At 41.4% G+C, this 26,381-nt stretch carries 22 protein-coding genes and 1 tRNA gene; 9 read left to right on the top strand and 14 right to left on the bottom strand.

All coding sequences use genetic code 11. From position 1 onward, the window contains the following. Positions 1–30 precede the first annotated feature (30 nt). Together glgX and CYAN7822_RS37490 are read right to left on the bottom strand one after the other, a co-directional pair. Positions 31–2,112: a glycogen debranching protein GlgX gene (gene glgX / locus CYAN7822_RS05390; RefSeq protein WP_013321222.1), complete on the bottom strand. Its 2,082-nt coding sequence runs from the start codon at positions 2,110–2,112 to the stop codon at positions 31–33. A 54-nt stretch (positions 2,113–2,166) separates the two neighbouring features. Further along, the gene (locus CYAN7822_RS37490) at positions 2,167–2,331 is read right to left on the bottom strand and encodes a hypothetical protein (RefSeq protein ID WP_157871784.1); all 165 of its coding nucleotides are present in this window, start codon (positions 2,329–2,331) and stop codon (positions 2,167–2,169) included. Positions 2,332–2,546: 215 nt separating this feature from the next. On the opposite strand from CYAN7822_RS37490, the gene CYAN7822_RS05385 reads away from it, so the two are divergent. Beyond that, positions 2,547–3,134: a PadR family transcriptional regulator gene (locus tag CYAN7822_RS05385; RefSeq protein WP_013321221.1), complete on the top strand. Its 588-nt coding sequence runs from the start codon at positions 2,547–2,549 to the stop codon at positions 3,132–3,134. A gap of 76 nt (positions 3,135–3,210) precedes the next feature. Here CYAN7822_RS05385 and CYAN7822_RS05380 read toward each other — a convergent pair whose 3' ends face one another. Further along, positions 3,211–4,641 (bottom strand): glycosyltransferase family 2 protein, encoded by a 1,431-nt coding sequence (locus CYAN7822_RS05380; protein ID WP_013321220.1) that lies wholly within the window; start codon positions 4,639–4,641, stop codon positions 3,211–3,213. Positions 4,642–4,961: 320 nt separating this feature from the next. On the opposite strand from CYAN7822_RS05380, the gene CYAN7822_RS05375 reads away from it, so the two are divergent. Continuing rightward, complete coding sequence (locus CYAN7822_RS05375) at positions 4,962–6,173, top strand: bifunctional sterol desaturase/short chain dehydrogenase (protein ID WP_013321219.1); 1,212 nt, start codon at positions 4,962–4,964, stop codon at positions 6,171–6,173. Between the two features lie 99 nt (positions 6,174–6,272). On the opposite strand, the gene gloA2 is transcribed toward CYAN7822_RS05375, so the two are convergent. The 3 genes from gloA2 to moeB all read right to left on the bottom strand — a co-directional run bounded on the left by gloA2 (position 6,273) and on the right by moeB (position 8,711). After that, positions 6,273–6,659, bottom strand: coding sequence for an SMU1112c/YaeR family gloxylase I-like metalloprotein (gene gloA2 / locus CYAN7822_RS05370; RefSeq protein WP_013321218.1), 387 nt, complete (start codon positions 6,657–6,659; stop codon positions 6,273–6,275). A 144-nt stretch (positions 6,660–6,803) separates the two neighbouring features. Continuing rightward, a complete protein-coding gene (locus tag CYAN7822_RS05365; protein WP_245602693.1) occupies positions 6,804–7,409 on the bottom strand; it encodes a hypothetical protein in 606 nt (201 codons plus the stop codon). Between the two features lie 138 nt (positions 7,410–7,547). Continuing rightward, the gene (gene moeB, locus CYAN7822_RS05360) at positions 7,548–8,711 is read right to left on the bottom strand and encodes a molybdopterin-synthase adenylyltransferase MoeB (protein WP_013321216.1); all 1,164 of its coding nucleotides are present in this window, start codon (positions 8,709–8,711) and stop codon (positions 7,548–7,550) included. Between the two features lie 307 nt (positions 8,712–9,018). Between moeB and CYAN7822_RS05355 the strand changes: the two genes are divergently transcribed. Continuing rightward, positions 9,019–10,452 (top strand): MFS transporter, encoded by a 1,434-nt coding sequence (locus CYAN7822_RS05355; protein WP_013321215.1) that lies wholly within the window; start codon positions 9,019–9,021, stop codon positions 10,450–10,452. Between the two features lie 1,017 nt (positions 10,453–11,469). Then, positions 11,470–12,213: a choice-of-anchor E domain-containing protein gene (locus CYAN7822_RS05350; RefSeq protein ID WP_013321214.1), complete on the top strand. Its 744-nt coding sequence runs from the start codon at positions 11,470–11,472 to the stop codon at positions 12,211–12,213. A gap of 87 nt (positions 12,214–12,300) precedes the next feature. On the opposite strand, the gene CYAN7822_RS05345 is transcribed toward CYAN7822_RS05350, so the two are convergent. The 7 genes from CYAN7822_RS05345 to CYAN7822_RS05320 all read right to left on the bottom strand — a co-directional run bounded on the left by CYAN7822_RS05345 (position 12,301) and on the right by CYAN7822_RS05320 (position 18,867). After that, on the bottom strand, positions 12,301–13,251 hold the full coding sequence (locus CYAN7822_RS05345; protein WP_013321213.1) for a phosphate ABC transporter substrate-binding protein: 951 nt from the start codon (positions 13,249–13,251) through the stop codon (positions 12,301–12,303). A gap of 95 nt (positions 13,252–13,346) precedes the next feature. Beyond that, positions 13,347–14,183 carry a glutamate racemase gene (gene murI / locus CYAN7822_RS05340; RefSeq protein WP_013321212.1) on the bottom strand — a complete coding sequence of 279 codons (837 nt, stop codon included), beginning with the start codon at positions 14,181–14,183 and terminating at the stop codon, positions 13,347–13,349. Positions 14,184–14,257: 74 nt separating this feature from the next. After that, entirely contained in the window at positions 14,258–16,204 is a 1,947-nt protein-coding gene (locus CYAN7822_RS05335; protein WP_013321211.1) for an N-acetylmuramoyl-L-alanine amidase, read from the bottom strand. Then, positions 16,194–16,337 (bottom strand): hypothetical protein, encoded by a 144-nt coding sequence (locus tag CYAN7822_RS37485; protein WP_157871783.1) that lies wholly within the window; start codon positions 16,335–16,337, stop codon positions 16,194–16,196. The genes CYAN7822_RS05335 and CYAN7822_RS37485 overlap by 11 nt, the downstream gene beginning before the upstream one ends. Positions 16,338–16,389: 52 nt before the next feature. Further along, positions 16,390–17,772: a cation:proton antiporter gene (locus CYAN7822_RS05330; protein WP_013321210.1), complete on the bottom strand. Its 1,383-nt coding sequence runs from the start codon at positions 17,770–17,772 to the stop codon at positions 16,390–16,392. A 142-nt stretch (positions 17,773–17,914) separates the two neighbouring features. Then, positions 17,915–18,709: a TrmH family RNA methyltransferase gene (locus CYAN7822_RS05325; protein ID WP_013321209.1), complete on the bottom strand. Its 795-nt coding sequence runs from the start codon at positions 18,707–18,709 to the stop codon at positions 17,915–17,917. Between the two features lie 74 nt (positions 18,710–18,783). Continuing rightward, positions 18,784–18,867 (bottom strand) — tRNA-Leu (locus CYAN7822_RS05320). A 152-nt stretch (positions 18,868–19,019) separates the two neighbouring features. Here CYAN7822_RS05320 and murA point away from each other — a divergent pair. The 3 genes from murA to CYAN7822_RS05305 all read left to right on the top strand — a co-directional run bounded on the left by murA (position 19,020) and on the right by CYAN7822_RS05305 (position 21,042). Continuing rightward, on the top strand, positions 19,020–20,330 hold the full coding sequence (murA, locus tag CYAN7822_RS05315; RefSeq protein WP_013321208.1) for a UDP-N-acetylglucosamine 1-carboxyvinyltransferase: 1,311 nt from the start codon (positions 19,020–19,022) through the stop codon (positions 20,328–20,330). Positions 20,331–20,501: 171 nt separating this feature from the next. Continuing rightward, entirely contained in the window at positions 20,502–20,720 is a 219-nt protein-coding gene (locus CYAN7822_RS05310) for a DUF433 domain-containing protein (RefSeq protein WP_013321207.1), read from the top strand. Between the two features lies 1 nt (position 20,721). Further along, on the top strand, positions 20,722–21,042 hold the full coding sequence (locus CYAN7822_RS05305; RefSeq protein WP_013321206.1) for a DUF5615 family PIN-like protein: 321 nt from the start codon (positions 20,722–20,724) through the stop codon (positions 21,040–21,042). Between the two features lie 33 nt (positions 21,043–21,075). On the opposite strand, the gene CYAN7822_RS05300 is transcribed toward CYAN7822_RS05305, so the two are convergent. Next, entirely contained in the window at positions 21,076–21,891 is an 816-nt protein-coding gene (locus CYAN7822_RS05300) for a hypothetical protein (RefSeq protein ID WP_013321205.1), read from the bottom strand. A gap of 150 nt (positions 21,892–22,041) precedes the next feature. Here CYAN7822_RS05300 and CYAN7822_RS05295 point away from each other — a divergent pair, with 150 nt between their 5' ends. Both CYAN7822_RS05295 and CYAN7822_RS05290 read left to right on the top strand, forming a co-directional pair. Then, complete coding sequence (locus CYAN7822_RS05295) at positions 22,042–22,632, top strand: hypothetical protein (RefSeq protein ID WP_013321204.1); 591 nt, start codon at positions 22,042–22,044, stop codon at positions 22,630–22,632. Between the two features lie 7 nt (positions 22,633–22,639). Continuing rightward, positions 22,640–26,209, top strand: coding sequence for a CHAT domain-containing protein (locus CYAN7822_RS05290; protein WP_013321203.1), 3,570 nt, complete (start codon positions 22,640–22,642; stop codon positions 26,207–26,209). Positions 26,210–26,381: the final 172 nt, after the last annotated feature.

The raw sequence follows: 26,381 nt of genomic DNA, 5'->3' as shown, positions 1-26,381 counted from the left end.
ACAGTCCCAAGGGTAGAATTGCTCAGATTTTTAAGTTAACGGCTTTAACATTAAAACCACACAAGAACGAGCATCTACTCGATAAAACTGCTCTTTAACTGGAGTTGCCGCCTCTAAATCACAGAAGCTATTTTGTAAAGACTCAGTGGTATCGATAATACAATGCCAATATTCTCCATGCCCAAGAAGCGGTAATTCAAAAGTAATCGGTTCCCAATAAGCATTAATCATCACGTGCAAATACTCATCGGCTTCGGGATGCCGTAGGGAAAAGGCTAGAGTGCGGCTCTCATAAGACCAATCTGGCTCTCCGAGTTTGACCCCATGCCAGCTAAGATGGGGCTGGAGGCTGCTATAGGAAACTTTTAGGAGGCTTTCTTGGCTAAAAAGCTTTAACTTTTGAGTAAAGTGAATTAATCTTCTCACAAAACACCATAGCTCAAACTGGCTATTCACTTCATCCCAATTAAACCAGCTTAATTCATTATCCTGACAATAAGCGTTATTATTGCCGCGTTGTGTCCGTCGTACTTCATCCCCCATCAGTAACATCGGCGTTCCTTGGGAGATAAAAAGGATCGTCAGCAGATTTTTCATTTGTCGCAAGCGCAAAGCTTCTATTTGTGGATCGTTTGTGGGTCCTTCTTTTCCACAGTTCCAACTTTCGTTATCATTAGCCCCATCTTGGTTATTCTCCCGGTTAGCTTCATTGTGTTTTTTGTTGTAAGACACTAAATCATTGAGGGTAAAACCATCATGACAGGTGACAAAGTTGATACTTCTATTAACGTTAGTATTAGGTCGCTTATAAATATCTGGACTGCCTAAAATCCTGGCGGCTAAGCGTTCAACCATGCCGGCATCGCCTTTGATAAAGCGACGAACATCATCTCTAAAGGGACCATTCCACTCGGAAAACCAATCCGCCAGTTCGACAAATCTACCTACATGATAGAGTCCGGCCGCATCCCAAGCTTCTGCAATCAGTTTTGTTCCTGCTAGAATCGGATCAGATTCGATCGCCCAGACAAGAGCGGGTATATTTTCTTGAATCGGATCTCCAAATGTGTCTCTAGCTAAGATGGAAGCGAGATCAAAGCGAAATCCGTCCACGTGCATCTCGGCTACCCAGTAACGCAAACATTCGAGAATTAAATGGCTGACAATGGGATGATTGGCTTTAAAGGTATTGCCACAGCCGGTATAGTTCGCATACAGAGCCGGATCAAGAGCGTCTAAAATATAGTAAGTATAATTATCTAGTCCTCTAAAAGAAAGGGTGGGACCGGTTTCATTGCCTTCGGCGGTGTGATTAAACACTACATCAAGAATGACCTCTATGCCGGCTCGATGCAAAGCTTTGACCATATCCCGAAATTCATCGAGGGGCCCACAGGGATCTTTTCGCGAACTATAAGCCCGATGCGGCGCAAAAAATCCTACTGTGGTATAGCCCCAATAGTTGGTTAAGCCATCTCGGGCATCTTCTGGATCAAAATAATGAATCGGCATTAATTCAACGGCGGTAACCCCTAAGTTTTTTAGATAGGGGATTTTTTCAATCAGTCCGGCAAATGTGCCCCGTTTAGAAGGAGGCAGTCCTGAGTTAGGATTACGGGTAAAACCGCCGACGTGCAATTCATAGATAATACTATTAGAATAGGGCAACTCAAGCGGCAAGTCTCCTTCCCAGTCGTAAGTGCTGTTATCCACCACTACTCCTCGTAAGGCTTTAGCGCAATTATCGCCGGGTCTTCTGGCGGCTCCACGATCATATATTTCTTCTCCAACGATGGCTTTGGCGTAGGGATCAAGCAATACTTTCTGGTGATCGAAGCGATGTCCTTCTTCTGGCGCAAAAGGCCCATAGGCACGATAAGCATAGACTTGCCCCGGTTTGAGTCCTTTGACAAAAACGTGCCAATAGAAAAAGGTTTTGTTATCCGTTGGGTCTAGCTTAATAATAAGTGAGGGTTGAGGGGCATTGGGTTCATCAAATAAAAGTAAATCTATGCCTTGAGCATGTTTAGAGAAAATACAGAAGTTTACGCCTTCGGAATCAACTGTAGCGCCCAAGGGAAAACTCTGTCCTGGTAAAATTTCGAGGATCATTATGTATAGTTACAATTATAAGAACGGTTCGTCTGAAGTATATCCTACCTCTTTTCAATTTTTTGCTCTGTTTATTATCTTTTTATAGTACAAACCGCTACAGAAGTAGCTTAAATCACCCGGTTTAGCCGCTAGTTTAAGATTTTTTAGATACATTGGTGCTTCTTCTTGCTGCCGCATCAGTGCTACGCCCGGTGGCTGCCATAAGCTGTTACGCATCTAAATTATTAGTTGAGACAAAGGAGGGGGAATTGGGAAGGCGGAAAGGGAAAAGGATTCAACGTTTTTCTCAAAATTAAACTTATAAAATTTAAATGCGCCTTAGTTTACGAGGCTAATAACCCTCAATCCGATATATCGTGATATAATAAAAATAGTTTGCGATATATCGTAATAGATCATCAACTTACTTTTAGTCATTGAGGAACATAAAAATGTTTAGACCATTTCATCGACATTTTTTTACACCGGCTTTAGCTGGTTTTGGTCATCCGTTTTTTGCCAGTGAGAACTTTGAAGGAAGACAGTTTAAGGGTGGAGGTAGAAGAGGAAGACATAACAGCCGCACTCGTCGGGGTGATATTAAATTTATTTTGCTGTCTTTGCTGTGTGAGCGTCCCCGACACGGTTATGAGTTGATCAAAGACTTAGAGGGGCGTTATGGAGGTTTTCGCCGCTTGAGTCCGGGGTCAGTTTATCCAACCCTTCAGTTATTAGAAGAAGGAGGGTATTTAACCAGTCAACAAGTAGAAGGCAAACGGGTTTATACCATAACCGAAAGTGGTCAAGATTTATTAACACAACGAACTCAACAAACAGAGCAAGGAAGTCCACTAGATGATTACTATAATCAAATGAGTAATCAACCTTCTGAACTGATGGAGTTGAGCAAAGCTTTAACGCAACTTAATGAGGCTGTTACTTTAATAGGAAATAGTGGCAATTTGGAACAAATCAATCGAGTTCGGGAGAGGATCATTGAGCTAAAACGGGAGATCTATCGAATGTTGTCCGAGCAATAAGTTTTCCCTGTCCTCCTCTATTAAGTGGGTCGGGAAAAAGTTGCCGACCCTAGTCAGTTCGAATCACTTTCAGCCCTTAAAATTCAAAACTTTCTTCAGGAGTTCCTTCATGAACGGTTTTTACCCATTTAAGCCGCTTAGGACGAATAGACATCCTTGCTGTCACACTGGGAATCACAATAAACCAATGGATCATGTAAAAAGTTCCTCTTAAAGTTTGCCAAGCAATGGTTAATAAATCAGCAAAGCTTAATGGTTCATTTTTACGTATGCGTTTGAGTCCGCTATACATTCCCCAACAAGAAAGACCAAGAGCTAGTCCAGAAACCGGACTAAACAAAGGAACCCGATGGCGGGTTAGCGTCATGAGCAAATCCGGAATGGCTGCGGTGGGGAGAAGATACTGAAGCACAATAAAGAAAAATAAATCTACTTTTTTCTTCAATCCCATTGGAGTATGAAGAATTAACCGCCAGTAATCTAGATAACGTTGATATCCTCCTTCGGCCCAACGGTTGCGTTGATGCCACAAAGCGATCGCACTGGTAACGCCTTCTTCTTCTACCACTGGTTCAACTAAAAAGCCGATCTTCCAATTATCTAGGTGTAAGCGCATGGTTAAATCTAAATCATCGGTTATGGTTTGTTCGTTCCATTGGCCGCATCTTTGTAAAGCTGAACGACGCACGAATTGACCATTTCCCCTTAATTCTCCTACTCCGTCAATGGCGATGCGCTTTTGTTGAAAATAGCTATCTAAGGCCATTTCGGCCATTTGTCCCTTAGTCCAGAAATTTACGCTCGCGTTAGCGATGGCTTTACTGACTTGTACGGCTCCCATTTCTTGAGCTTCAAAAAGGGGGACTACACGACGTAATAAATCCGCAGACACTTTAGCGTCGGCATCAAAAACTCCGATGATTTCTCCTTTAATTAGAGGTAATACTTGATTAAGTGCCCCAGATTTACCGCCGCCAGCATTAGCCGCTCGGTGCATCACTTTTAATTGAGGATATTGTTGGGCTAAGTTATCTAAAATTTGTGGGGTTTTGTCGGTGCTATAGTCATCAATAATCCAGACTTCATATTTATCTGTAGGATAATCCAGATTACACAACAAATTAACTAAATTACCAATGACTGCTTCTTCGTTTTTAGCCGCTACCAATAAAGATACAGAGGGAGCATCAGCCAGAGCTTGATCGGATAACGGTTCTGGGACAGGAGGAGCCACTGCCGTCACCAGGCGAAAGAACTGAATCACTACCATTGTTGTCAAGGCCATAATTACCCAAGTTCCCCAACTGACTAAATGCAGTCCAATGGTTACTCCCCAGATCACCGTTAACATAAAAGCGGCTTTTTGTCTACGTCCTGATAATCCTTGGAAAAAGTCGCTTCTAAATTCTTCTTCCTCGTCTTCTGGATCAGTCCATTCTGACAATAAAGAGCTAATGGGATCGAGGTCTTTGTCGGGATCGTTGTCTGTCCAATAGTTCTGTGGCATATTAATTTTGGCTAGAGGAAGATGGAGGTTATTAATTTTTTTATCGTAACAGTGACAGTATGTTTGTTGATCGTTAGCGGCACTAGGCTAGTATAAAAACACTAGGCCCTGCTTACAATCAGCTTGTACAAGCTACTTTGTATTAAGTTCTCTTGCATTATTTTAGCTAATTTTGTTAAAATTTTTGACGATTTTTTCAGCTTGTCGCGGAAATTTCTGATGATTGAGCTTGCCCTATCCCAGTTAAAATGGATATAAAAAGCCGATTTTCTAGCAAATCCATCAACTTAAACTTTTTTTAATAGAGTTTGATTTTAATTATGGCAATTGTAATTACAACAGCACTAATATTAACTTCTATTGTTTGGGTAGAGATTGTACGGGATAGCTATCATGCTCTTGCTCACTACTGGAAACCTTTGTATCGTCTCCATGTCTGGCATCATAAAGTATTTCGTCCTGATTTAACCCCAGCTAGTGAAGCCATTTATCGCAAAGCTCACTGGTATAATGATGTTCCAGAAGCATTAGTTATGCTGTTGTTGAGTTTTTTGCCGGTACTGTTGAGCTATAACGCCCAATTGCCAAATTTTCAAGCGGCTTGGGCGGGTTCTATTTATACTGGCTTGTTTTTGTTGAGTGCCATAGCTAGAGGGGCAGGAGTTCCCTATATGGATGAGTTAACCGATAAAACTCATCGTCCAGGAGATTTTACCAGTTTACCGGCTCGTTGGTTTGTCAATCGTCCTTATCATTGGCGGCATCATTTTGATAATCAGAATGCTTATTATAGCGGTACACTCACTTTAGTAGATAAGTTGATGGGAACGGCTTTGTCTTTGAAAGGAAAAACGGTAGCGGTAACCGGTGCATCAGGCAGTTTAGGAAAAGCTTTGCTTAAATATCTTCATTTGGCAGGAGCAAATGTGATTGCTATCACATCATCCCAACAGACTCTTAGTATAGAGGTTAATGGGGAAGTATTACCGATTAACACGCTGTCTTGGCAAATTGGGGAAGAATCGAATTTAACTCAAACCCTGGAATTAACCGATATATTAATTCTCAATCACGGTATTAATGTACATGGGGAAAGTACCCAAGAAGCTATTACTCAATCTTATGAAGTGAATGCTTTTTCCAGTTGGCGATTAATGGAATTGTTTTTTACGACGGTTCGTACTAATAAAGATAAGGTGCTTAAAGAAGTGTGGATTAATACTTCTGAAGCCGAAGTGAGTCCGGCCTTTAGCCCATTATATGAGTTGAGTAAACGCACGTTAGGGGATTTAATTACCTTACGCCGCCTGGATGCTCCTTGTGTGGTTCGTAAACTCATTTTAGGCCCGTTTAAGAGTAATCTTAATCCTATTGGGGTTATGTCTGCTGATTGGGTGGCTCAACAGATTGTTAATTTGGCTCAACGGGATATGCGTAATATTATTGTTACCATTAATCCTTTAACCTTTATTGCTTTTCCCCTGAAAGAGTTTTTTGTTTCTACTTATTTTCAATTGTTTTCGCGTCGTTAATAGTCATTAGTTAATAGTCATTAGTCATTAGTTAATAGTCATTAGTCATAGGCTGATTTTTAGCAAATTAGGTTTTTATTTGTCTTAAAAAAAGCTTAATTATTCTTCATACAATTCTAGCGGTAATCCATCTGGGTCTTTAAAAAAAGTAAACCGCTTGCCGGTCAATTCATCAAGGCGAACCGGTTCAACTTCAATCCCTTGGCTTGTTAAATAATTAATTGTCTCATCTAAATTATCTACACTAAAAGCTAAATGTCTTAACCCGCAAGGTTCCGGTCCTGTTCGACGTGGCGGAGGGCTAGGAAAAGAAAATAATTCGATAATATCTTGATCTCCCACTTGTAAATCGAGTTTATAAGAATTTCTCTGGCTTCTAAAAGTTTCTCGAATAACGGAACATTTTAAAATATCAACATAAAAATGTTTAGATCGTTCATAATCTGAACAAATAATAGCAATATGGTGAAACTTGTTAATTTTCATTATTCTGTCTTTTTTCTCAATGGGTTTAAAAAAATTGACTTTTCTCGGCTCTAAAAGTAGAGAGCTTTGTCATTAATTTTTTCGCTGATTTTTTGACAAGAGGGGGCGTGAGACATGATAGCCGCCAACACCCACCCAACCTGATTAATATTGCCCAGAATTAGGAAATATAGAAGGCGGAAAAGCCTCTGCTGACAAACAAGTATCAAGCGCTTGTGTTAAATTTTCTAAGGTGATATCCCGACTTAAAGCGGTAACACATTGAGAATAAACACCTGGTTGAAGACTCCGACGACAGGATTCTAAAGCTAATACCGGAGCAGACACTTCTCGGGGAGGAGAAGCGGTTGCATCCCCCGTCGGGCTAGGTTCTGCAAAAGTTTCTTCAACTCGATTATTTCTGGGTAAGTCTCGATTTAACGGCACTTGGTTGTTAATATCGACAACGCAGTTAGCCACATCTACCGGTCTTCTACTTTGGAAACAATTTTTAACCGCTTCTTGAGCCGGCACACTGACCACCAAAGCGACTCTAGAGACGCATTTAGATAATTCTTTAGGAATCAAAGCCTCAGCACAAGCGGCTCCGGCTTGCTGTCTTTCAACACCGACAGCCACCATTTGTCCTACACAAACATCATACATATTGCGGGCGTGGGCTGGCTCTACAGGAATACTGAGCGCTAACAGTCCTGCCGGCAAAAAGATCAATGCACTACTACGAAGGATGGAATTGAACAAGGCTTGCATAATCATATTACTCTCAAAAAGCAAAATGTAAAAATCTGATTGGGATTCTAATTTAGACGCTTGTGAGGAGTGAAGTTTGATCAACATTAAAGGGGTACAGCATAGACTATACCCCTATCTAATAATTTATACTTAAATTTAATACTCTGGAACACTAGAATCTACTTCTCGACTCCAGGCAGTAATTCCACCTTTAACATTAATTCCTTGTATTCCTGACTGTTTGAGGATACCTAATGCTTTAGCTGAACGTCCTCCCATCTTACAATGAGCAATTAGGCGATGACCGTTCACCAATTCTTTAACTTTATCCACTCCCGGACCATTTTCAATCTCGGGTAAAGGAATTAAAACCGCTCCCGGAATTTTAGCAATTTGGTACTCATTGGGGTTACGCACATCGATGAGAACATAGTCATCTGCATCACTATCCATGAGTTGCTTTAATTCTTTGACGGTCATTTCGGGAATTTCCATTGTTTCCTCTTGGGCTTTAGCTTGAGGAATTCCACAGAATTGTTCATAATCTATGAGTTTCTCAATCACTGGACGGATGGGGTTAGGACGAAGTTTCAACTCTCTAAACTTCATTTCCCAGGCATTAAAGAGGAGTAATCTACCACTGAGGGTAGGAGCGCCCAAAATAATTTTAATTGCTTCTGTGGCTTGAATTGTACCGATAATACCCGGTAAAACGCCTAATACTCCTCCCTCAGCACAAGAAGGAACCATTCCCGGCGGGGGGGGTTCTGGATATAAATCTCGGTAGTTTGGACCGCCTTCATAGTTAAATACGGTGGCCTGCCCTTCAAAACGGAAAATCGAACCGTAGACGTTCGGTTTATTCAATAATACACAAGCGTCATTGGTTAAGTAACGAGTGGGGAAGTTATCAGTCCCATCGATGATCACATCATAGGGTTCAAAAATGTCTAAGGCATTTTCTGAAGAGAGACGGGTTTCATACACATCCACTTGAGTGAAGGGGTTAATCTCTGCAATACGGTTTTTGGCAGATTCTACTTTGGGTTTCCCTACCCAAGAAGTGCCATGAATAATTTGACGTTGTAGGTTAGAATGATCCACTATGTCAAAGTCGACAATTCCAATTCGTCCGATTCCGGCTGCGGCTAAATAGGATAATAAGGGAGAACCTAATCCACCTGTACCAATACAGAGAATCCTTGCTGCTTTTAGGCGTTTTTGGCCTTCTAGCCCCACTTCTGGCAAGATTATGTGACGTGCATAACGTTGATATTCGTCTCTAGAGAGTTGGATTTCATCCAAGTTGGGATTTAGCATATCAGTTGCTTAAAGATTATATGTTTTTCTAGAGGGGCGCGAATATATTATTTTATCAAAAATATGGCCACACAGTCTTTTTATTTTAAAACAGGTGCGGCTCTCGCTTTTGGGTTTTGTTAACTTTATTTAATCTTTCTCTGCCATTACTCTCTATCTTCCCAACTCCAAAGCGAGTTTGAAAGGGGGTTATGGACCATTAGTTTAACTATTCTCTTGGTTCTATGACGAGTGTTCGCGCCAGTCAGTGGGGTAGAGTAGTACACTGTTGTTTATATTTTTTAACAACAATCTAAATATTAAGCAGATGAAGGTTTTTAAAACGAATGTGGCTCAAATAGATTCCTCGGTAGATTTGGATTTAAAGACTAAGTTGGCTTATGGGGTGGGTGAGTTATCTAATGCTTTGCCGAGTAACCTCTCGGTTTTCTTTTTCTTGTTCTTTTTGACTAATGTGGCTGGATTAAATGCGGGTTGGGCGGCTACTATTATTCTCATTAGTAAAGTCTGGGATGCGGTTAATGATCCGTTGATTGGCTGGATTAGTGATCGCATTCGTTCGCCTTTTGGCCGCCGTTATCCTTTGATGGTTTTAGGTGCGATTCCTTTAGGGCTAAGTTTTTGTTTAATTTGGTTTGTTCCTTCTCTTCCTAATCAAGGACTTTTGTTTTTGTATTATCTGACTATTCTTTTCTGTTATGATGTCTCGTTTACTACTGTCGTTTTGCCCATCAATACACTGGCCTCTGAATTAACTCAAAAGTATAATGAACGGACTACTCTAGTCAGTTTTAAATCGGCTTTTGCTATTGGCGGAAGTATATTTTCTTTGGTTTTAGCTCAGGTTATTTTTACGTTTGTCCCTGATAAAAAACAGCAGTTTATTACTTTAGGTGTTGTTTGTGGATTAATCGCTATCATCTCTGTTTATTTATGTGTTTTTGGCACTTACCGACGTTATCAAGTTATTAAAAAATCTAGGCCCCCGATTATTGATTCAGCCCCGTCTTTCTCGATTTTACAACAGTTAAAAATTGTTTTTAGTAATCGCCCTTTTCTTTTTGTGATGGGAATTTATCTCTGTTCTTGGTTGAGTTTACAGACTGTAGGCGGGATTCTCCTTTATTTTGTTACTAATTGTATGCAGTTACCCAAAACTTATTTTACTCAGATGGCTTTGACTTTTCAAGGGACGGCTTTAATAATGATGTTTGTTTGGAGTTTGTTGGCCCGTAGAATCGGCAAGAAAGAAATTTTTTGTTGGGCAACTCCCATAACTGTTGTGGCTATCATGGGTTTGTTTTTTCTTCAACCGGGACAGGTGACTTTACTCTATGTTATCGGTGTTATGGCTGGTTTTGGCATTTCGGCGGCTTATGTGGTTCCTTGGTCTATGTTACCTGATGTGATCGACCTCGATGAGTTAAATACTGGTCATCGTCGAGAAGGGGTTTTTTATGGGTTTATGGTTCAATTACAAAAATTGGGAATTGCTCTAGGATTATTTTTAGTGGGGAAAATCTTAGACGCAGCCGGTTATATTCCTACGTCATCCAATCAGATTGATATTGTACAACCAGCATCGGCTTTGTGGGCGATCCGATTAATTATTTCTCCGATACCCGCTTTACTTTTAGGGGTCGCTTTTATCTTGGCTTTTTTCTATCCCATTACTAAAAAAGTTCACGAAGAGATCTTGCTAAAACTTTCTGAAAAACGGAAAAATTTATCTTTAAGTTAATAAAGAGTTGATGCTTGATGATTGCTGGTTGGCCACTATCTCGGGGCTTTGCGCCAACCATTTGCTAAGTATCTGGACATATATATAATGATGTTTTGTTGTAGTGGGAGAAGGGGAGTAACTCAGAAGTCACAAGTCACAAGTCACAAGTCACAAGTCACAAGTCAGAAAGGAAATCCTTGTCACACAACAGATGTAAATGAGTGAAACTGTCCTAACTGCAAGAGCGGTTGCTATATTTTGCCTAAAAGGACACTATATCTAAATTTACCAACGATGTTTCTAAACTTCTATGGTATTAATACGGTTTTTATTTGCTTTGGTAGATTACATAATCTTTATAAAATAGAGAGTGCTATAGTCTTTGCTGTCCTAAAACTTAATAAATCTCTTGTCATTACTCTCAAAAAAACCTGACTTTATGGAGCGTTATAATTTAAAAAAAATCTCATTCTTAAACTTCATCTTGTTTGGCTATTTAAGAGTTTTTACTGACTGAAAAACAGAAAAATAGATCTTGAAATTAGTAGAGAGTTCAGGGAGGCTCATGGCTTGTCAATGGCTATAAGTAGGTGGGTACTTCAAGGTATGAGCGGGTTTTCCCTGTCCTTAACTGTGAACTGAATTCTGTCATCAGCCATTTTTTTAAGTGTTCGCTATAGTTAATTATATAAATCTTTTCCAAATATATTTTTTTAATAAATTCATGTATAAATTTAATATAATCCTTAAATATATAACTATATTTTATTGTAAAAAATAATTTAAGATTATTATTTTATCTAGCCGAATTATTTACAAAAAAAAATTCAGAAAGTGAAATTTTTTCCCTTGATCTGGGTATGTTATACAGAGCCAATTGATCTTGTTGATCAGGATTACTCCATAAATAATTCTTGAGATAGATGACTTCTAAAATTTTTTCTGATTCTATCTTGTCAAAAAAAATTTTTTGGGTGTATAGTAGTCTTTAAGGCAAGTAAAACTTCATTAACTGATGTAATTAAGTAATTAGTCATGAAAAAAGCGTATTTATACTTAAATAAAGCTAAATTTATCGCTATAGCAGCCACAGCTTCTGTTGGCTCTTTAGCCGTCGCTTCTAGTGCTAATGCGGCTTTACTATTTTCAGATACAGCCGGCTTTACCAACCAATTAACCGAATTAAGTGGTTCGCCGTCATTAACCCTTCATAAATTCAATCCTGGTTCAAAATTTAATGTGACCAGTGTTGTAGTTAGTTTGAATGGAACTATCAGGAGTAATGGAACAGTTACTAATAACGCTGCACAAGCTCAGACTTTTACAGCATTGACTCAAGTAGCGCAATTTGATCTCACCCCGAATGCTGGCGCTCCTGCTGCTCTGCAAACGTTGCAACCTTTCTCTCCTTATGCAGTAATTGGTTCAAAAAAATACACTAATTTAGCTTCTCATGCCTCTTCAGCATTTGGACCTTTTACCGTTAGTGGGACTGACTCAGCTACATACACGGGTAGTGATATTAATGGATTTTTGGGTACAGGGACTTTTAGTTTAGATCCTTTCACTGAGATTTTCACCTCTTTTGGAGGAGGTGGAGGTAATGTTAGTAGCAGCATTCAAACCTATGCTGATGCAAGCTTGAGCATTGAATATTATGGAGAAGAAAAGCTTAATCCTAATCCTGGTCCAACAACTCCTGAACCTTCTCTATTAATAGGATTAAGTAGCATATCTCTATTGAGCTTATTCAAACGAAAAGGAAATGCTCATAATTAATTCTAGTAAAGGAGAAATTAAAAATTAAACTCAAGATGACCAAGAGGAGTGCGTCTTGTTCAAGAAAACGCATTCTTTTTCCGGTTTTCATTGATTGGTGCTGGCAATCACTTGTCGTCCAATGGGAGCAGTTGCATAACCTAAAAACGCTTGCACCGCCTCTGAAGGAGGGTCTTTATAAACATAATAAAGAGTCCGTTGCAAGGGATAATTGGCGGCTTCTGGTGTTAATCCATCAAGAGCAACTGTTCTAGCGGTCTTTTGGTTATCTACCTGAGCATAAGTTGCATAGCTAATTCCATCTGTTCCTAAAGCCTGGATAATGGGGGTAGTTGCATCTCGTGGCATCATCGTAATATTAGGGGTTGTGCCAAAATTACTACCTTTAAGTAGCAATTCCTCAAACGCTTGACGAGTTCCGCTTGTAGCAGGCCGGTTAAATACTCGTATCGTTCCTGGAGTTCCCCCAACGGCTGACCAATCGGTAATTTTTCCTTGAAATATATCAGCCACTTGATTTTGTGTTAACCCTTTACGAAAAGGATTTTTATCTCCGACTATGATGGCAATCGCATCTTGAGTAACCGGTACAGCAATCAATCCTTGAGCTTTTTCCTCATGGTGAAGAGGTCGAGAAACCGCAGCAATATCAATTTGTCTATTAACCAGCATCTCAACACCTTGATCAGACCCCTGTGCATTTATTTCTACCTTGGTTTGAGGAAATGATTGTTCAAAATTATCTTTCAAGGCTTTATTAATTTGCGCCATACTGGTAGAGCCATTAATTCTGACCGTTGTCCCACTGGCAACAGTTGTGGGTGGAGGGAAAGCGGCAGGGGAAGGAGGAGAGGGGAGTTGTGCATCAGAAGCCGCCGCAGGGGGGGATTGAGTTGAGGTTTTCTCAGATTGGGGCAATAAAGAGCCGATGGGATTAGTTCCGGATTGACGACTAAACCACCAATAACCACCGCCTAAAATGGCTCCGGTAATGAGCAAGGATAAAATTAAAATCGGGGCTTCATTGTTGCGGGACATAATAGTCGTTTTAATACAAGATTAAAAATACAGGGCTTCTAGGCTTTGGTATTGCCTAGGGTAATCAAGGTGGGCAATACCCACCCCTGTTGGAACTATTCTAAAACTTGTATAGGACTAGAAGTGCTGGTGATCACTGGTAGATAAATTTTTTCAACTTTGGGAATATAACCGAGCCATTGACGAGAAAGAACCGCAAAGGTTTCAGGATTACCACTAACACAAAAACGAGTAGGTACAGAAGGAAAATTGCTTTTTAAACCGAGTAATTCTAATTCCTTCTCAGCAGCCGAGACGACATAACGAGCCGGGTCAACTAAGCGAACTGAAGAGGGAAGAATTTGACGAAATAAAGGTTCTAAATGTCGATAATGGGTACAACCATAAACCAGAGTATCAATCTTGAGTTGTAATAGAGGTTTTAAATACTGTTTAGCGACCTCTTTGGTTAATGGTTCATAAATGCGATTTTGCTCAATCAAGGGGACAAATTCAGGGCAACCTACCTGCCAAACTTGTGCTGTAGGGACAATTTCTTCAATAGCTTGACGATAGGCATTAGAAGCGGCGGTTGCCGGAGTTGCAATTACACCGATACGCTTACCTTTTTGTACTGCCGCCCTAGCCCCCGGTAAAATCACCCCTAAAACTGGCACATCAAACTCATCTCTAACCGCGTCTAGCGCTAATGCCGAGCTAGTATTACAAGCCATGATGACCATTTTCACTTGTTGAGCGGTCATCCAATCCATAATTTCCCGTACAAACTCTAAAATTTCCCCAGCACTGCGAGTACCATAGGGAAGACGGGCTGTGTCAGCGAAGTAAAGAATAGATTCATTCGGTAGCTGTCGGTATAGCTCCCTTAAAACCGTAAGTCCGCCCACACCACTATCAAAAATACCAATAGGACTACGTTGAAATTCTCTCATGGATTAAGAAATATGGGAGTTTAAAAAAAACGTTTGTTGATATTGAAGCATGAAAAATTTAACTCGTAAATTATCTATAGTTTGTATCTTTGAATATATTCTAAAATACCTCTAGCGATGGCCTGTGCCATTTGGCTGCGAAAACCTGGGTCTCGAAGATAAGCATTATCTATACTGCCGGTGACAAAACCTACTTCTACCAAGGTAGAGGGCATTCTCGCGGTTCTCAGGACATAAAATCTAGCCGCTCTGACACCGCGATCGCTAATATTAATACTACGAAGAATATTCCGATGAATAGTATCTGCTAATGTACGATTCCCAAAATAATAAACTTCCAACCCATTAATATTGCTACGTCCTCCGGCTACGGCATTAGCATGAATACTGACAAATAAATCGGCTCCGGCGCGGTTAGCCATATCGGTCCGTCCTTGGAGAGTGACAAAATAATCACTATTACGGGTTAACATGGCTTGCACCCCTTGTTGCTGTAAAATTGCCGCGACTTCTTGAGAAATGGGCAAGATCACATCTTTTTCTTGTAATCCTCCAATGCCGATGGCTCCGGGATCTTTCCCCCCATGCCCGGGGTCAATCACCACTAATGTCCGGCCTTGAGGAATATTTCCCGAGGGAGTGGAGGGAATGCTTGTGGGCGGTGGGTTATAAGGATTGGCTGGTGGGGGGACCGGAATAGATTCAGGCGCAGAGACAGAAGGGGGAACTTGAGACACTGAGGCAGGACGAATATCGATGGCTAACTGTTGGTTACTCAGTTGTCGTAAAGCGCCCAATTGAATTCCCAAAGCCGGCTTAACAAAAATCACAGCCGTATTGGGGCTTTCTTGACGAATCCGCAATTGATAAATGGGACTATTGCGGCTCAACCGAGGACCTCGTAATCGCGTGGCCAGTTGAGCATTAACAATGCGGATTTCATACTCTCCTGTGCGACTATTCCAATTCCCACTGCCTCGAATTCCTTGATCGGCCTCGATAACCAGTTGGTTGTTATTGAACAGTTGAACTGACTCAATTGTCGAGCTAACGGAACTAGAAGACCTAGGAGGGCGAGAACTGCTTGTCGGGGCGGGAGAACTGCTTGTAGGGGCGGGAGAAGTGCTTGTAGGCGGTGGAGAACTGCTGCCCATGAGATTATTCAACCCCCCTTTAGGAATCAGTACCACTGCCCCTTGAGTATAAATCGCCTGCCATTCTGGGCTATCATCGGAAACATTTAAGGTAATCCGAGCCGTTGAGTTAGATTTTTGCTCAAATTTAATATCGCCGATCGTATATTGATTGACGGGTAGGGTTTGACCTGCTAGGGAAGAGGTGAGTCTAGCTCCGGGTAGATCAATATTAATGCTTTTGCGATCACGGCTGCGTTTGACCTGTATTTTTCGCGCTTCGCCGTTGCGATCAAGACGCACAACTAATCCATTACGAGTGACTTGAAAGTCTGAAGGGGTAGAGGAAGGTTGAGTATTATCCTCTGGAGTGGGCGTTGGATCACTCGGCGGATCATTCAAAGAGGAATTGGAATAAGATGGCGAAGTTGGGGGGTCAGGAAAAGATGATTGGGGAGTCGAGGGAGTCGAGGGAAAAGGCGGGGGTGATTGTTGAACAACTCTTTCTGGAGTAGGAAGTTCTACTGTCCACTGGGTAGGGGATAGCCCCCGAATCCTAACTTGTTTAGGATCAACTGTATAGCCCGGTGCTAATTCAATCACTAAACGGGCGGTTTGAGCATTAAATTGTGCCACTCTAACCTCTCGAATCGCTCCCCCAATGGTTTGATTAACACCAGGGCGACCCAGGCCGATCCCAGGTAGATCAATCACTATGCGGGTGGGATTAGGAATTAACTGCGCTCTTGGTTGTACCCGATCATCAGTGGTAAAAGTCAGTCGGTTTTGGGTAGACTCAAACCGCCAAAATACTAACTTTCCGGCTTGGGCCGGTAAGGCAAACAGAAGAAAACTGAAACAACTGAGTAGTAACCATTTAAGTCGCATGGCGGATGGCTCCTATTAAGAAGTGAAAATGGTTTTTCTTAACCATAGATAAAAAAAACTGATGGCTTAACCCATCAAGAGAGGGACGTACAAAAGAACTTTGAAGTTTCAACAGTTTTGAGTCATTAGTCATTAGTTATTAGTCATTAGTTATTAGTCATTTGTCTTAACTGTTAACTGTTAACTTAATTAGACTGTTCTTCGAGGGTTACTTTTGGTTCTTTAAAGACCACTCGTAATAAGGGAGGTGCTAAAAAAGTCGTGAGGATCACCATCATAATAATGGCTGCGTCTGTAGAAGGCGAAAGGGCCCCACTCGCTGATCCGACTCCAGCAAATACTAAACCCACTTCGCCCCGAGGAATCATCCCAACCCCAATGGCTAAACGGTTTATGTCTGGCTGTCCGAAGACTGTAAAGCCGGTGATCACTTTACCCACAATTGCTACCACAATTAAAAATGCTGCAATAATTAAGCCTTCTCGATTGCTCGGAATGGCTGGATTTAAGACACTTAAGTCGGTTTTTGCCCCTACACAAACAAAGAAAATGGGCACAAAAATGTCAGCAACCGGTATGACTTGATCGGCTAATTCTGAGCGTTTTTCTGTTTCGGCCAGCACTAAACCGGCAGTAAATGAGCCTAAAATTGCTTCTAGTTGAATGACTTGAGCAATGTAAGAGAGGATAAAAGCAAAGATCAAACCCGCCAATAATAATTGCCCTCTCGTTTTCATTTCATTGACTAACTTGACGAAATAAGGACTCAAAAAACGACCAATCACGATCGCCCCAATCAGAAATGCTCCTGCGCTAATGATTAAATAAACTACATTGAAGATTTCTATTTTACCGGTTTTGACCAAACTGGCCACGACAGCTAAGACCACTATTCCTAAAATATCGTCTAGAACGGCGGCTCCAATGATAATTTGACCTTCTTTAGAACTTAGACGACCAATTTCTGCTAAAACCTTGGCTGTAATCCCGATACTGGTGGCGGTTAAGGCTGCACCGGCAAAAATAGCGGGGATAGCAGCAACGTTGAAAAAATAAATCAGTCCGGCGGTTCCGGTGGCAAAAGGCGCAACCACACCCACCACAGCGACGATAGCGGCTTGAGGCCCGACGCGAATTAATTCTTTAAGGTCAGATTCGATGCCAATTTCCAATAATAAAATCACTACGCCGAGTTCTGAGAGGACGCTAATCACTTCACTAGAAGTAGCAAAAACTGATGAGGCGGCTTCCGGTGTTAGTTCAGAGGTAGCCAGTAAAAATTGTATGAGCATCGAGTCACTCGCGGATGCTCCCCCTTCTGGAAAAACTAATAAATGTAATACAGAAACACCAATAATCACCCCTCCGACTAATTCCCCTAAGACTGGGGGTAGGTTGATTCTGACACAAATTTCTCCGCCGAGTTTACTGGCAAAATAAATAACCACTAAACTGAGCAAAACGGCGGCAATAATTAAAGAACTGCTTTCAGCTTCAGTTGCAGTTGCTAATAGAGGTAAGGGAGTCCATTCTAAAGAACTAAAAGGTATTGACGGTAATATGTTCATCCAGATATATGAGGGCAAAAATCACTTTCACTACTGTACCAAATTAGTCCTTAGTCAGTGGTTAATGGTGGGGGCACTCTGGAAGCGAGAATTTTGGGTTCTGGGGGATCACTTCTCTAGTTTTACCCACCCTGAAAGTTGTTTAGGTCTTTTGGTTAACTGCTCTTTGTCGTTTGGCTTCGTATAATAACAAAGCCGTTGCTATCGCCACATTCAATGACTCTACGCCTCCTCCCAAAGGAATATTTACCCCAATATCAGCCAGAGAAATCAACTCATCACTTAATCCTGCTCCCTCATTCCCCATTAAAATCAAAGTAGGACGGGTAAAATCGATTTCCCAATAAGTTTTAGTTCCTTGCGGCAAAGTCGCTATAACTTGAACATTTTGGCTTTTATAATCTTCAATAACTTGAGGTAAATTTTGGCTAACTCTCATCGGTACGCGAAACCACTCACCGGCTGATGCTCGCAACACTTTAGGATTATCCACATCGACGCTATCGTCACTTAACCATAATCCTTCTACCTCTGTTGCTACGGCTGTGCGAATAATTGTACCTAAATTGCCGGGGTCTTGTAATTGTTCTAGCACTAAGCCTAGGGATAAAGGAGAAATGAGTTCTGTTGGGTTACTGATGCGAGCCGCACTTGCCACTACTCCATCGGGATTGACGGTGGTAGTCATGGCGGCTAAAATTTCTGGGGTGACAATTTCCGCTCGTTGGGCTTTTTGGCTTGCTAACTCCCACAGTTGAGGATAACGATTTTGCCAGTCTGGCGTACAACAAACTACCATCAGGGAACTCTTTACTTTACAGGCCGTCTCGAGTAAGTGCGTTCCCTCTATTAAAAACAGATTTTGCTCCCGCCTTCCTTTGGCACGATGTAATTTACGCATCTGTTTCACGAGAGGATTCTGCAAGCTGGTGATCATGAGTCTGACCTGGCACTAAAAAAAACAAAAGTTCTCAAGTTTTTAATTCTTGATTGTTACTTTTGCTTTGAGGATGCGGAACCCGGGACTTGAACCCGGAAGTCCTTGCGAACACTAGAACCTGAATCTAGCGCGTCTACCAATTCCGCCAGTTCCGCTTGATTTCTACCCACAAATTATCATTATGACTGATTAAAAGAAATTTGTCAACTCTGAAAAAGAAGCTAGACATTTTTAAACTTTCAGGTAGAATCAAAAGCGAATTTATTCAAAATCTGATAATATTATTTAGTTTCAGGAGGATAAAGCCATAAAAGAGACTTATATTACCACCAACTCTCAAGCCCTAACGGAATCTGATAGCCCGGTTTTAGAAATCTGGGGTCCGACTTCTTTAAAAGGAGAAGTAAGGATCAGTGGGGCAAAAAATTCTGCTTTAGCCATTATGGCGGGAACTTTGTTGTGTTCGGATGATTGCCGCATTAGCAACGTTCCCTCTCTGATGGATGTAGGGCGGATGGTGCAAATTTTGGCGGCTTTGGGGGTAAAAATTAACAGGAAGCAAGACACCCTCGAAATCAATGCTACCGAAATTGGGCAAACCCAAGCGCCTTATGACCTAGTTTCTCAGTTAAGAGCGAGTTTCTTTGTGATTGGTCCATTGCTGGCGAGATTAGGGGTTGCTAGAGTGCCTTTACCGGGCGGCTGTGCTATTGGTGCTAGGCCGGTAGATCTTCATGTGCGCGGACTCCAAGCGATGGGAGCAGAGGTAACCATCGAACATGGAATTGTTCATGCTTATGTGAAGGGAAGTAGCCGCCGCCTAAAAGGAGCTAGTATTTACCTAGATTATCCTAGTGTAGGGGCCACAGAAACGATTATGATGGCGGCGACCCTAGCCGAAGGAGAAACCACCATCGGCAATGCGGCACAAGAACCGGAAGTAGAAGATTTAGCGAATTTCTGCCGCTCAATGGGGGCGAAAATTCGGGGAGCAGGGACGAATACTATTATTGTCTCTGGGGTTGAGCGTTTACATAGCACAGATTACCCGATTATCCCTGATCGTATCGAAGCCGGCACGTTTTTGGTAGCGGGTGCCATTACCCACTCTCCTATTAGTCTATATCCGGTGATTCCTGAACATTTAAGTCCTGTGATTGCCAAATTGAAAGAAGTTGGTTGTAACGTAATTCTTGAGGATTATAAGCGGCTGCGGCTGGTTCCTGGGGAATTGCGGGCAACAGATATTGAAACCCTACCCTATCCTGGTTTTCCCACCGATATGCAAGCTCAGTTTATGGCGTTACTTACCAAGAGTGAGGGCAATAGTATGGTGACAGAAACGGTATTCGAGAACCGTTTACGCCATGTGGCTGAGTTACAACGCATGGGCGCTGATATTAAAGTTAAAGGAAATGTCGCAGTAGTCAAGGGCGTTCCTTTCCTCTCGGGTGCGCCGGTGATGGCGACTGATTTGAGAGCTTCTGCCGCCTTGGTTTTGGCAGGGTTAGCGGCGAGAGGTAAAACCGTTGTTCAAGGATTGCATCATTTAGATCGGGGTTATGAAAATATAGAGGATAAACTCCGACAATTAGGCGCTAATTTACAACGGGTTTAGTTTAAGTAGGTGTGAGGTTTTAGGTGTTGGGTTTTTTAACCCGCCTCCTATTACCTATAACCTAATTTGAATTTCAAATATCCTTTATAGTTAATGTATTAGTAAATTACAAACAATTGTAATTATCACGGGCGATTAACTATAAACATCGAACCAAGAGGTCGAAAACTTATGCTGAAAGACTCCCCCATCATTAGCAGATCCCCGGAAATAATGAGTGGAACTCCGGTTTTTACGGGTACTAGAGTTCCGGTGCAGACGCTTTTGGACTATCTCAAAGCCGGAGAATCAATTGATGATTTTTTGGATGGATTTCCCACCGTGACGAGAGAGCAGGTTATTGCCTTGCTTGAAGAGGCGGGAAAGCGGCTTATAAACATGGCGGCATAACATGAAGATCCTTTTAGATGAGTGCATTGATCGCAAGCTGGCGCGAGAGTTTGTCGAATATGAAGTAAAAACGGTTCCACAGATGGGATGGGCAGGAATCAAAAATGGCCAACTTCTTAGTCTTGCAGAAGCCGAGTATGATGTTTTTATTACAGTTGATCGAAATTTGCCGTTTCAACAAAATCTGTCTCAGTTTGATCTTTCTGTAATTGTTTTACAAGCACCATCTAATCGTTTGGCTGATCTAAAGCCTTTAGTTCCAAAGGTTTTAGCTATTTTACCTACAGTTGCTAAAGGAAAAGCTACGATAGTTGATAGTTAAATAATTAATAAATCATTGTAATTATAACATATTTTAGTTCATTTTGGGACGAGAGAGAATTAAAAATTGTATGCGACCATCGGCGGTACTAATGGCTAAAACGGGTGGGCGTTGATTGGATTTACTATTAGGAGGTAAAGCCGGAAAAATATAAACCCATGAATCGGTTTGTAATAATAAGCGCCAAACAATGGGTTGATTTGGGTTAGTGGTATCGTTAAGTTCTCGTCCGCGAATTTTATCAAATAATTCTTGATCTCCAATAATTCTATAGCCTTTTAAAGAAGGGTCAGCAAATATATCATCTAATTGACGACCTAATGCTAATTTCTCATTAGAACTGACTACAGCTACAACCGAAAGAGTAGAACTTGAATTGAGGGCATCCCGCCGCGCATCTTGATAACCTTGGGATTGAGCCAGCCAAAATAATACAATTAAAAGCCAACTAACAATAATTAAATCTTTGAAGATTTGATTAAAAAGAGTGGCTATAATTTGTCTAAGTTTCTGAAAAATTATCCAACGGTGTAATTTTTTTAAAAAGGTAATATTACTAGAATTAGGAGAGAGTAACCATAAAGTAAATTTGATTAAAAATGGAGTAATAATAATAGCAAATAAAGCTTTAATTGTCGTTATAAAATTTCCAAAAAAAACTTGAATGGGAACAATAAGAAAAGATTCTAGAGGGAAATTTAAGCTAATTATTTCTAGTTCGAAATAGCCAAAATAAGACCAGCGATAAATCCAACCGGTGAAGTATAGGAAAATACCTAAAATACCGATTAAACCAGCTAATGCTCCAAGAAAGTTGGGATTAGAAGGAGTTTGAGGGTTTTGAGACACGATAATCAGTATAAATATAGATAAGGCGATATTATAATATACCAACAGACAGATGACGATTTCCGGAAATTTCCGTAGTAGCGGCTAGGCGCTATGTATTCTTTAGACAAAGTAAGTATTTTCTAGAAGTATTGAGTTATCTAAATTCCTATGAAAAAAGCTTTACAACTGATTGCAATTGCTGTGCTGGTAGGGACAGTAGCAACGTTCAATGAAAAAACTAGAGCAAATACTTACCAAATTCCTACAATCAAGCAAAATGCTTCTACTAATGCTCTAATTCCAGTCGCTTTACCAACTTTAGCCGATATCAGTTTAAAAGATAGCTCATCGCTGTCGGGACAAGTTAGTGCTTTTGATCCTACTAATCAAACCGTACAAATTTCTCGCAGTGGAAATTCTCGAACTCTACAAATTTCCCAAATACAGAAAATAACCTTTAGACGGGATGCGCTGGTTTACGATGGGGACGGAAAAATAGTAATTCGAGGAGAAGACAGAGCTACAGCATTCCTAAGCACTTGGCAGGGAATACCTTTTAATGGGTTGCGCTTAATTAATCCTAATCTAGGACAAGCACAAGTTTCTTTAGCAGGGGTGATGAAACCTATACAAATTAGAGAAATTAGTTCAGTTGCTAAAAAGAGTATTTATGTGGTGAATGAGATTCAGTTTGATTCAACTGGAAAAATGAACATTCAAGTTATACCAACCGATCCTAAAAATAATATTAGAGGTTGAGCTATTTATGAAATCTATTATCAGTAGTTTTTTATTCGTTACTATCGGGTTAACTCCTCTTTCTCTTGCTCTAATTAATCAAGCGGCTTGGGCACAAACTCAAACTCAGCAAGACTTACAGCAACTAAGACAGCAAGCCGCACAGCAAACCCAACAAGGAAAACCCCTACAAGCGATCGAAACCCTTCAACAGTTACTTACTCTAGCGCGGCAACAAAAAAATAGAGAAACAGAAGCTGAGGCACTGCTAGGGTTAGGGTTTAATTACAATATTATAGGTAAACCTCAGCAAGCTTTAGAGTCTTTTGAGCAAGCATTATTAATTTATAGAGAAATTAATAATCGTAGTTGGGAAGCTACCACTCTCAATAGTATAGGATTAGTCTATGACAACATCGGGCAACCCCAGAAGGCTTTGGAATACTACAGCCAAGCTTTGCCCATAAGGCGGGAAGTGGGGGATCGTAGTGGGGAAGCCGCCACTCTCAATAATATAGGAGCAGTCTATGACAGCATCGGGCAACCCCAGAAGGCTTTGGAATACTACAGCCAAGCATTGCCCATAACGCGGGAAGTGGGGGATCGTACTGGGGAAGCCGCCACTCTCAATAATATAGGAGGTGTCTATGGCAGCATCGGGCAACCCCAGAAGGCATTGGAATACTACAGCCAAGTTTTGCCCATAGCGCGGGAAGTGGGGGAGCGTAGTGGGGAAGGAAGGACTCTCACTAATATAGGAGGTGTCTATAACAGCATCGGGCAACCCCAGAAGGCATTGGAATTCTACAACCAAGCTTTGCCCATAACGCGGGAAGTGGGGGATCGTAGTGGGGAAGCTACTACTCTCATTAGTATAGGATTAGTCTATAGTAACATCGGGCAACCCCAGAAGGCTTTAGAATACTACAACCAAGCTTTGCCCATAAAGCGGGAAGTGGGGGATCGTAGTGGGGAAGCCGCCACTCTCAATAATATAGGAGGTGTCTATGGCAGCATCGGGCAACCCCAGAAGGCTTTAGAATGCTACAGCCAAGCTTTGCCCATTATGCGAGAAGTGGGGGATCGTAGTGGGGAAGCTACCACTCTCACTAATATAGGAAGTGTCTATCTTAGTATTGGGCAACCCCAGAAGGCTTTGGAATACTACAGCCAAGCTTTGCCCATATGGCGGGAAGTGGGGGATCGTAGTGGGGAAGCTACTACTCTCAGTAGTATAGGATTAGTCTATGACAACATCGGGCAACCCCAGAAGGCTTTGGAATACTACAGCCAAGCTTTGCCCATAAGGCGGGAAGTGGGGGATCGTAGTGGGGAAGCTACTACTCTCAGTAATATAGGATTAGTCTATAGTAACATCGGGCAACCCCAGAAGGCTTTAGAATACTACAACCAAGCTTTGCCCATAACGCGGGAAGTGGGGGATCGTAGTGGGGAAGCTACTACTCTCAATAATATAGGAGGTGTCTATCGTAACATCGGGCAACCCCAGAAGGCTTTGGAATACTACAGCCAAGCTTTGCCCATAAGGCGGGAAGTGGGCGATCGTAGTGGGGAAGACACCACTCTCAGTAACATAGGAGCAGTCTATTACAGCATCGGGCAACCCCAGAAGGCTTTAGAATACTACAACCAAGCTTTGCCCATAACGCGGGAAGTGGGGGATCGTAGTGGGGAAGCCGCCACTCTCAATAATATAGGATTAGTCTATGACAACATCGGGCAACCCCAGAAGGCTCTGGAATACTACAGCCAAGCTTTGCCCATTGTACGAGAAGTGGGTAATCGTAGTGGGGAAGCTTCCACTCTCACTAATATAGGAAATGTATATCTTAGCATCGGGCAACCCCAGAAGGCTTTGGAATACTTAACCCAAGCTTTGCCCATAATGCGGGAAGTGGGTAATCGTAGTGGGGAAGCCGCCACTCTCAATAATATAGGATTAGTCTATTACAGCATCGGGCAACCCCAGAAGGCTTTGGAATACTTCACCCAAGCTTTGCCCATAAGGCGGGAAGTGGGTAATCGTAGTGGGGAAGCTTCCACTCTCGGTAATATAGGAGGTGTCTATCAAGCGCTTAATCAACCTAATGAAGCGATTACTAATTTGAAAGAATCAGTTAGTATCAATCTTAAAATCCGAGGAGATTTGATTAAGGAATATCGTCAACAATTTTTAAAGGAAGAACGGGGAGCAGCGATCGCCCTTACCAACATTTTAATTGATCAAAATAAACCAGAAGAAGCCTATCAATGGATTAACTCAGCTACTACTTTTGAGCTTGCCGACTATACCCGCCTCATTAATGCTAAAGTCGCTAATCCTGAAGCGCAAAAACTCATCGAGCAATGGACTGAAAAAAATCAACAATTAAACTTACTGCGGCAAAACTTACAAGATAATTTCTCTGAATCTCTAGCTCAAAAAATGCGAGATTTTGAAGCGGAAGTCAACAAAGAAGCTAAAGACATTGTTGAACGTTTTCCTGAAGTAGCAGACTTATTTGAATTTAAGCTTGAAGATATTGCTAAACTGCAAGAAAGTATCCCCACAGAAACAACGGTTATTCATCCTGTTTTACTCACTAATATTCAAAATGTTCCTAATACTGTTGCTATTTTTGTCATCACAAGAGATAAGCTAACCGTTACTAAAGTTCCTCTTAACTCAACTAATATTGACAATCTGATTACGACAACCTATCAAAAGCTTAATAATCGTTTTGATTCAGAATACCTGGAAAATCTCGCTCAACTTTATGACTTTATGATTCGTCCTGTTGAAGCGCAACTCAACCCGAATCAACCTATCAGTATTATTGCTACGGGTAAACTCCGTTATCTGCCTTTTGAAGCGCTTTATGATAGTCAAAAGGATCAATATCTGATTCAAAAATATTCAATTAATTACCTAACTCGTTTATCTACTCGTCAAGTTCCCGTTACTCAAAATACAGCTTCTACACCCAAAATATTAGCCTTTGGCAATCCTAAACCAGAGGGAAAATTAGCCCTTAATGGTGCAGAAGAAGAAGTCAAAACCATTACTCAAATTCTGCCAGGAAGTCAGTCATATCTCGAAAAAAATGCCACTCTCAACAAGTTTAAAACTGACTCAACTCAACAGAAATTTGCCTTAATTCATTTAGCCACTCATGGATGTTTTAACCCTCTAGGATGTTGTCTATCCAAAGTTGATAAGTGTGAAAACCCAGATTTAGCCGCTAATACCATTTTATTTGCTGATGGCTCTTTCAATATTGCTGATGCAGAGTTAGTGGGGTTTCCTAATGTAGCTTTAATTACCTTAAGCGCTTGTCAAACTGCCTTAGAAACTAACTCTAATGGCGAAGAAATATCAGGGGTTGCTTACTTATTTGAGAGAGCAGGTGCCAAAGCGGTTATTGCCAGTTTGTGGAGTGCAGAAGATGAAACTACTAGGGCAATTATGGAGCAATTTTATCATAATATAAAAGAGGGAATGAGTCAAGCAGAAGCCCTACAAAAAGCAAAATTAACTCAAATTGATAGTCATCCTTGGTATTGGTCGCCTTTTATTTTGATTGGGAATACTAATTAATTAGATCCCCCCAATTCTCCTTGATAAGGGGGGCTTTATATTAGCCCGCGCAGGCGGGCTTTGCTCGTTTAGCTTCACCCTTCAGGGTGTAAGTTATAGTTGTTGATGTTGGGTTTCGTTCCTCAAACGCCAGTTCCTTCAACGCGGGGAACCCGCGCAACGGACTGGCTCC

This window comes from Gloeothece verrucosa PCC 7822 (assembly GCF_000147335.1).
GTDB lineage: Bacteria > Cyanobacteriota > Cyanobacteriia > Cyanobacteriales > Microcystaceae > Gloeothece > Gloeothece verrucosa.
This window is presented reverse-complemented; position numbering and strand designations above follow the sequence as displayed.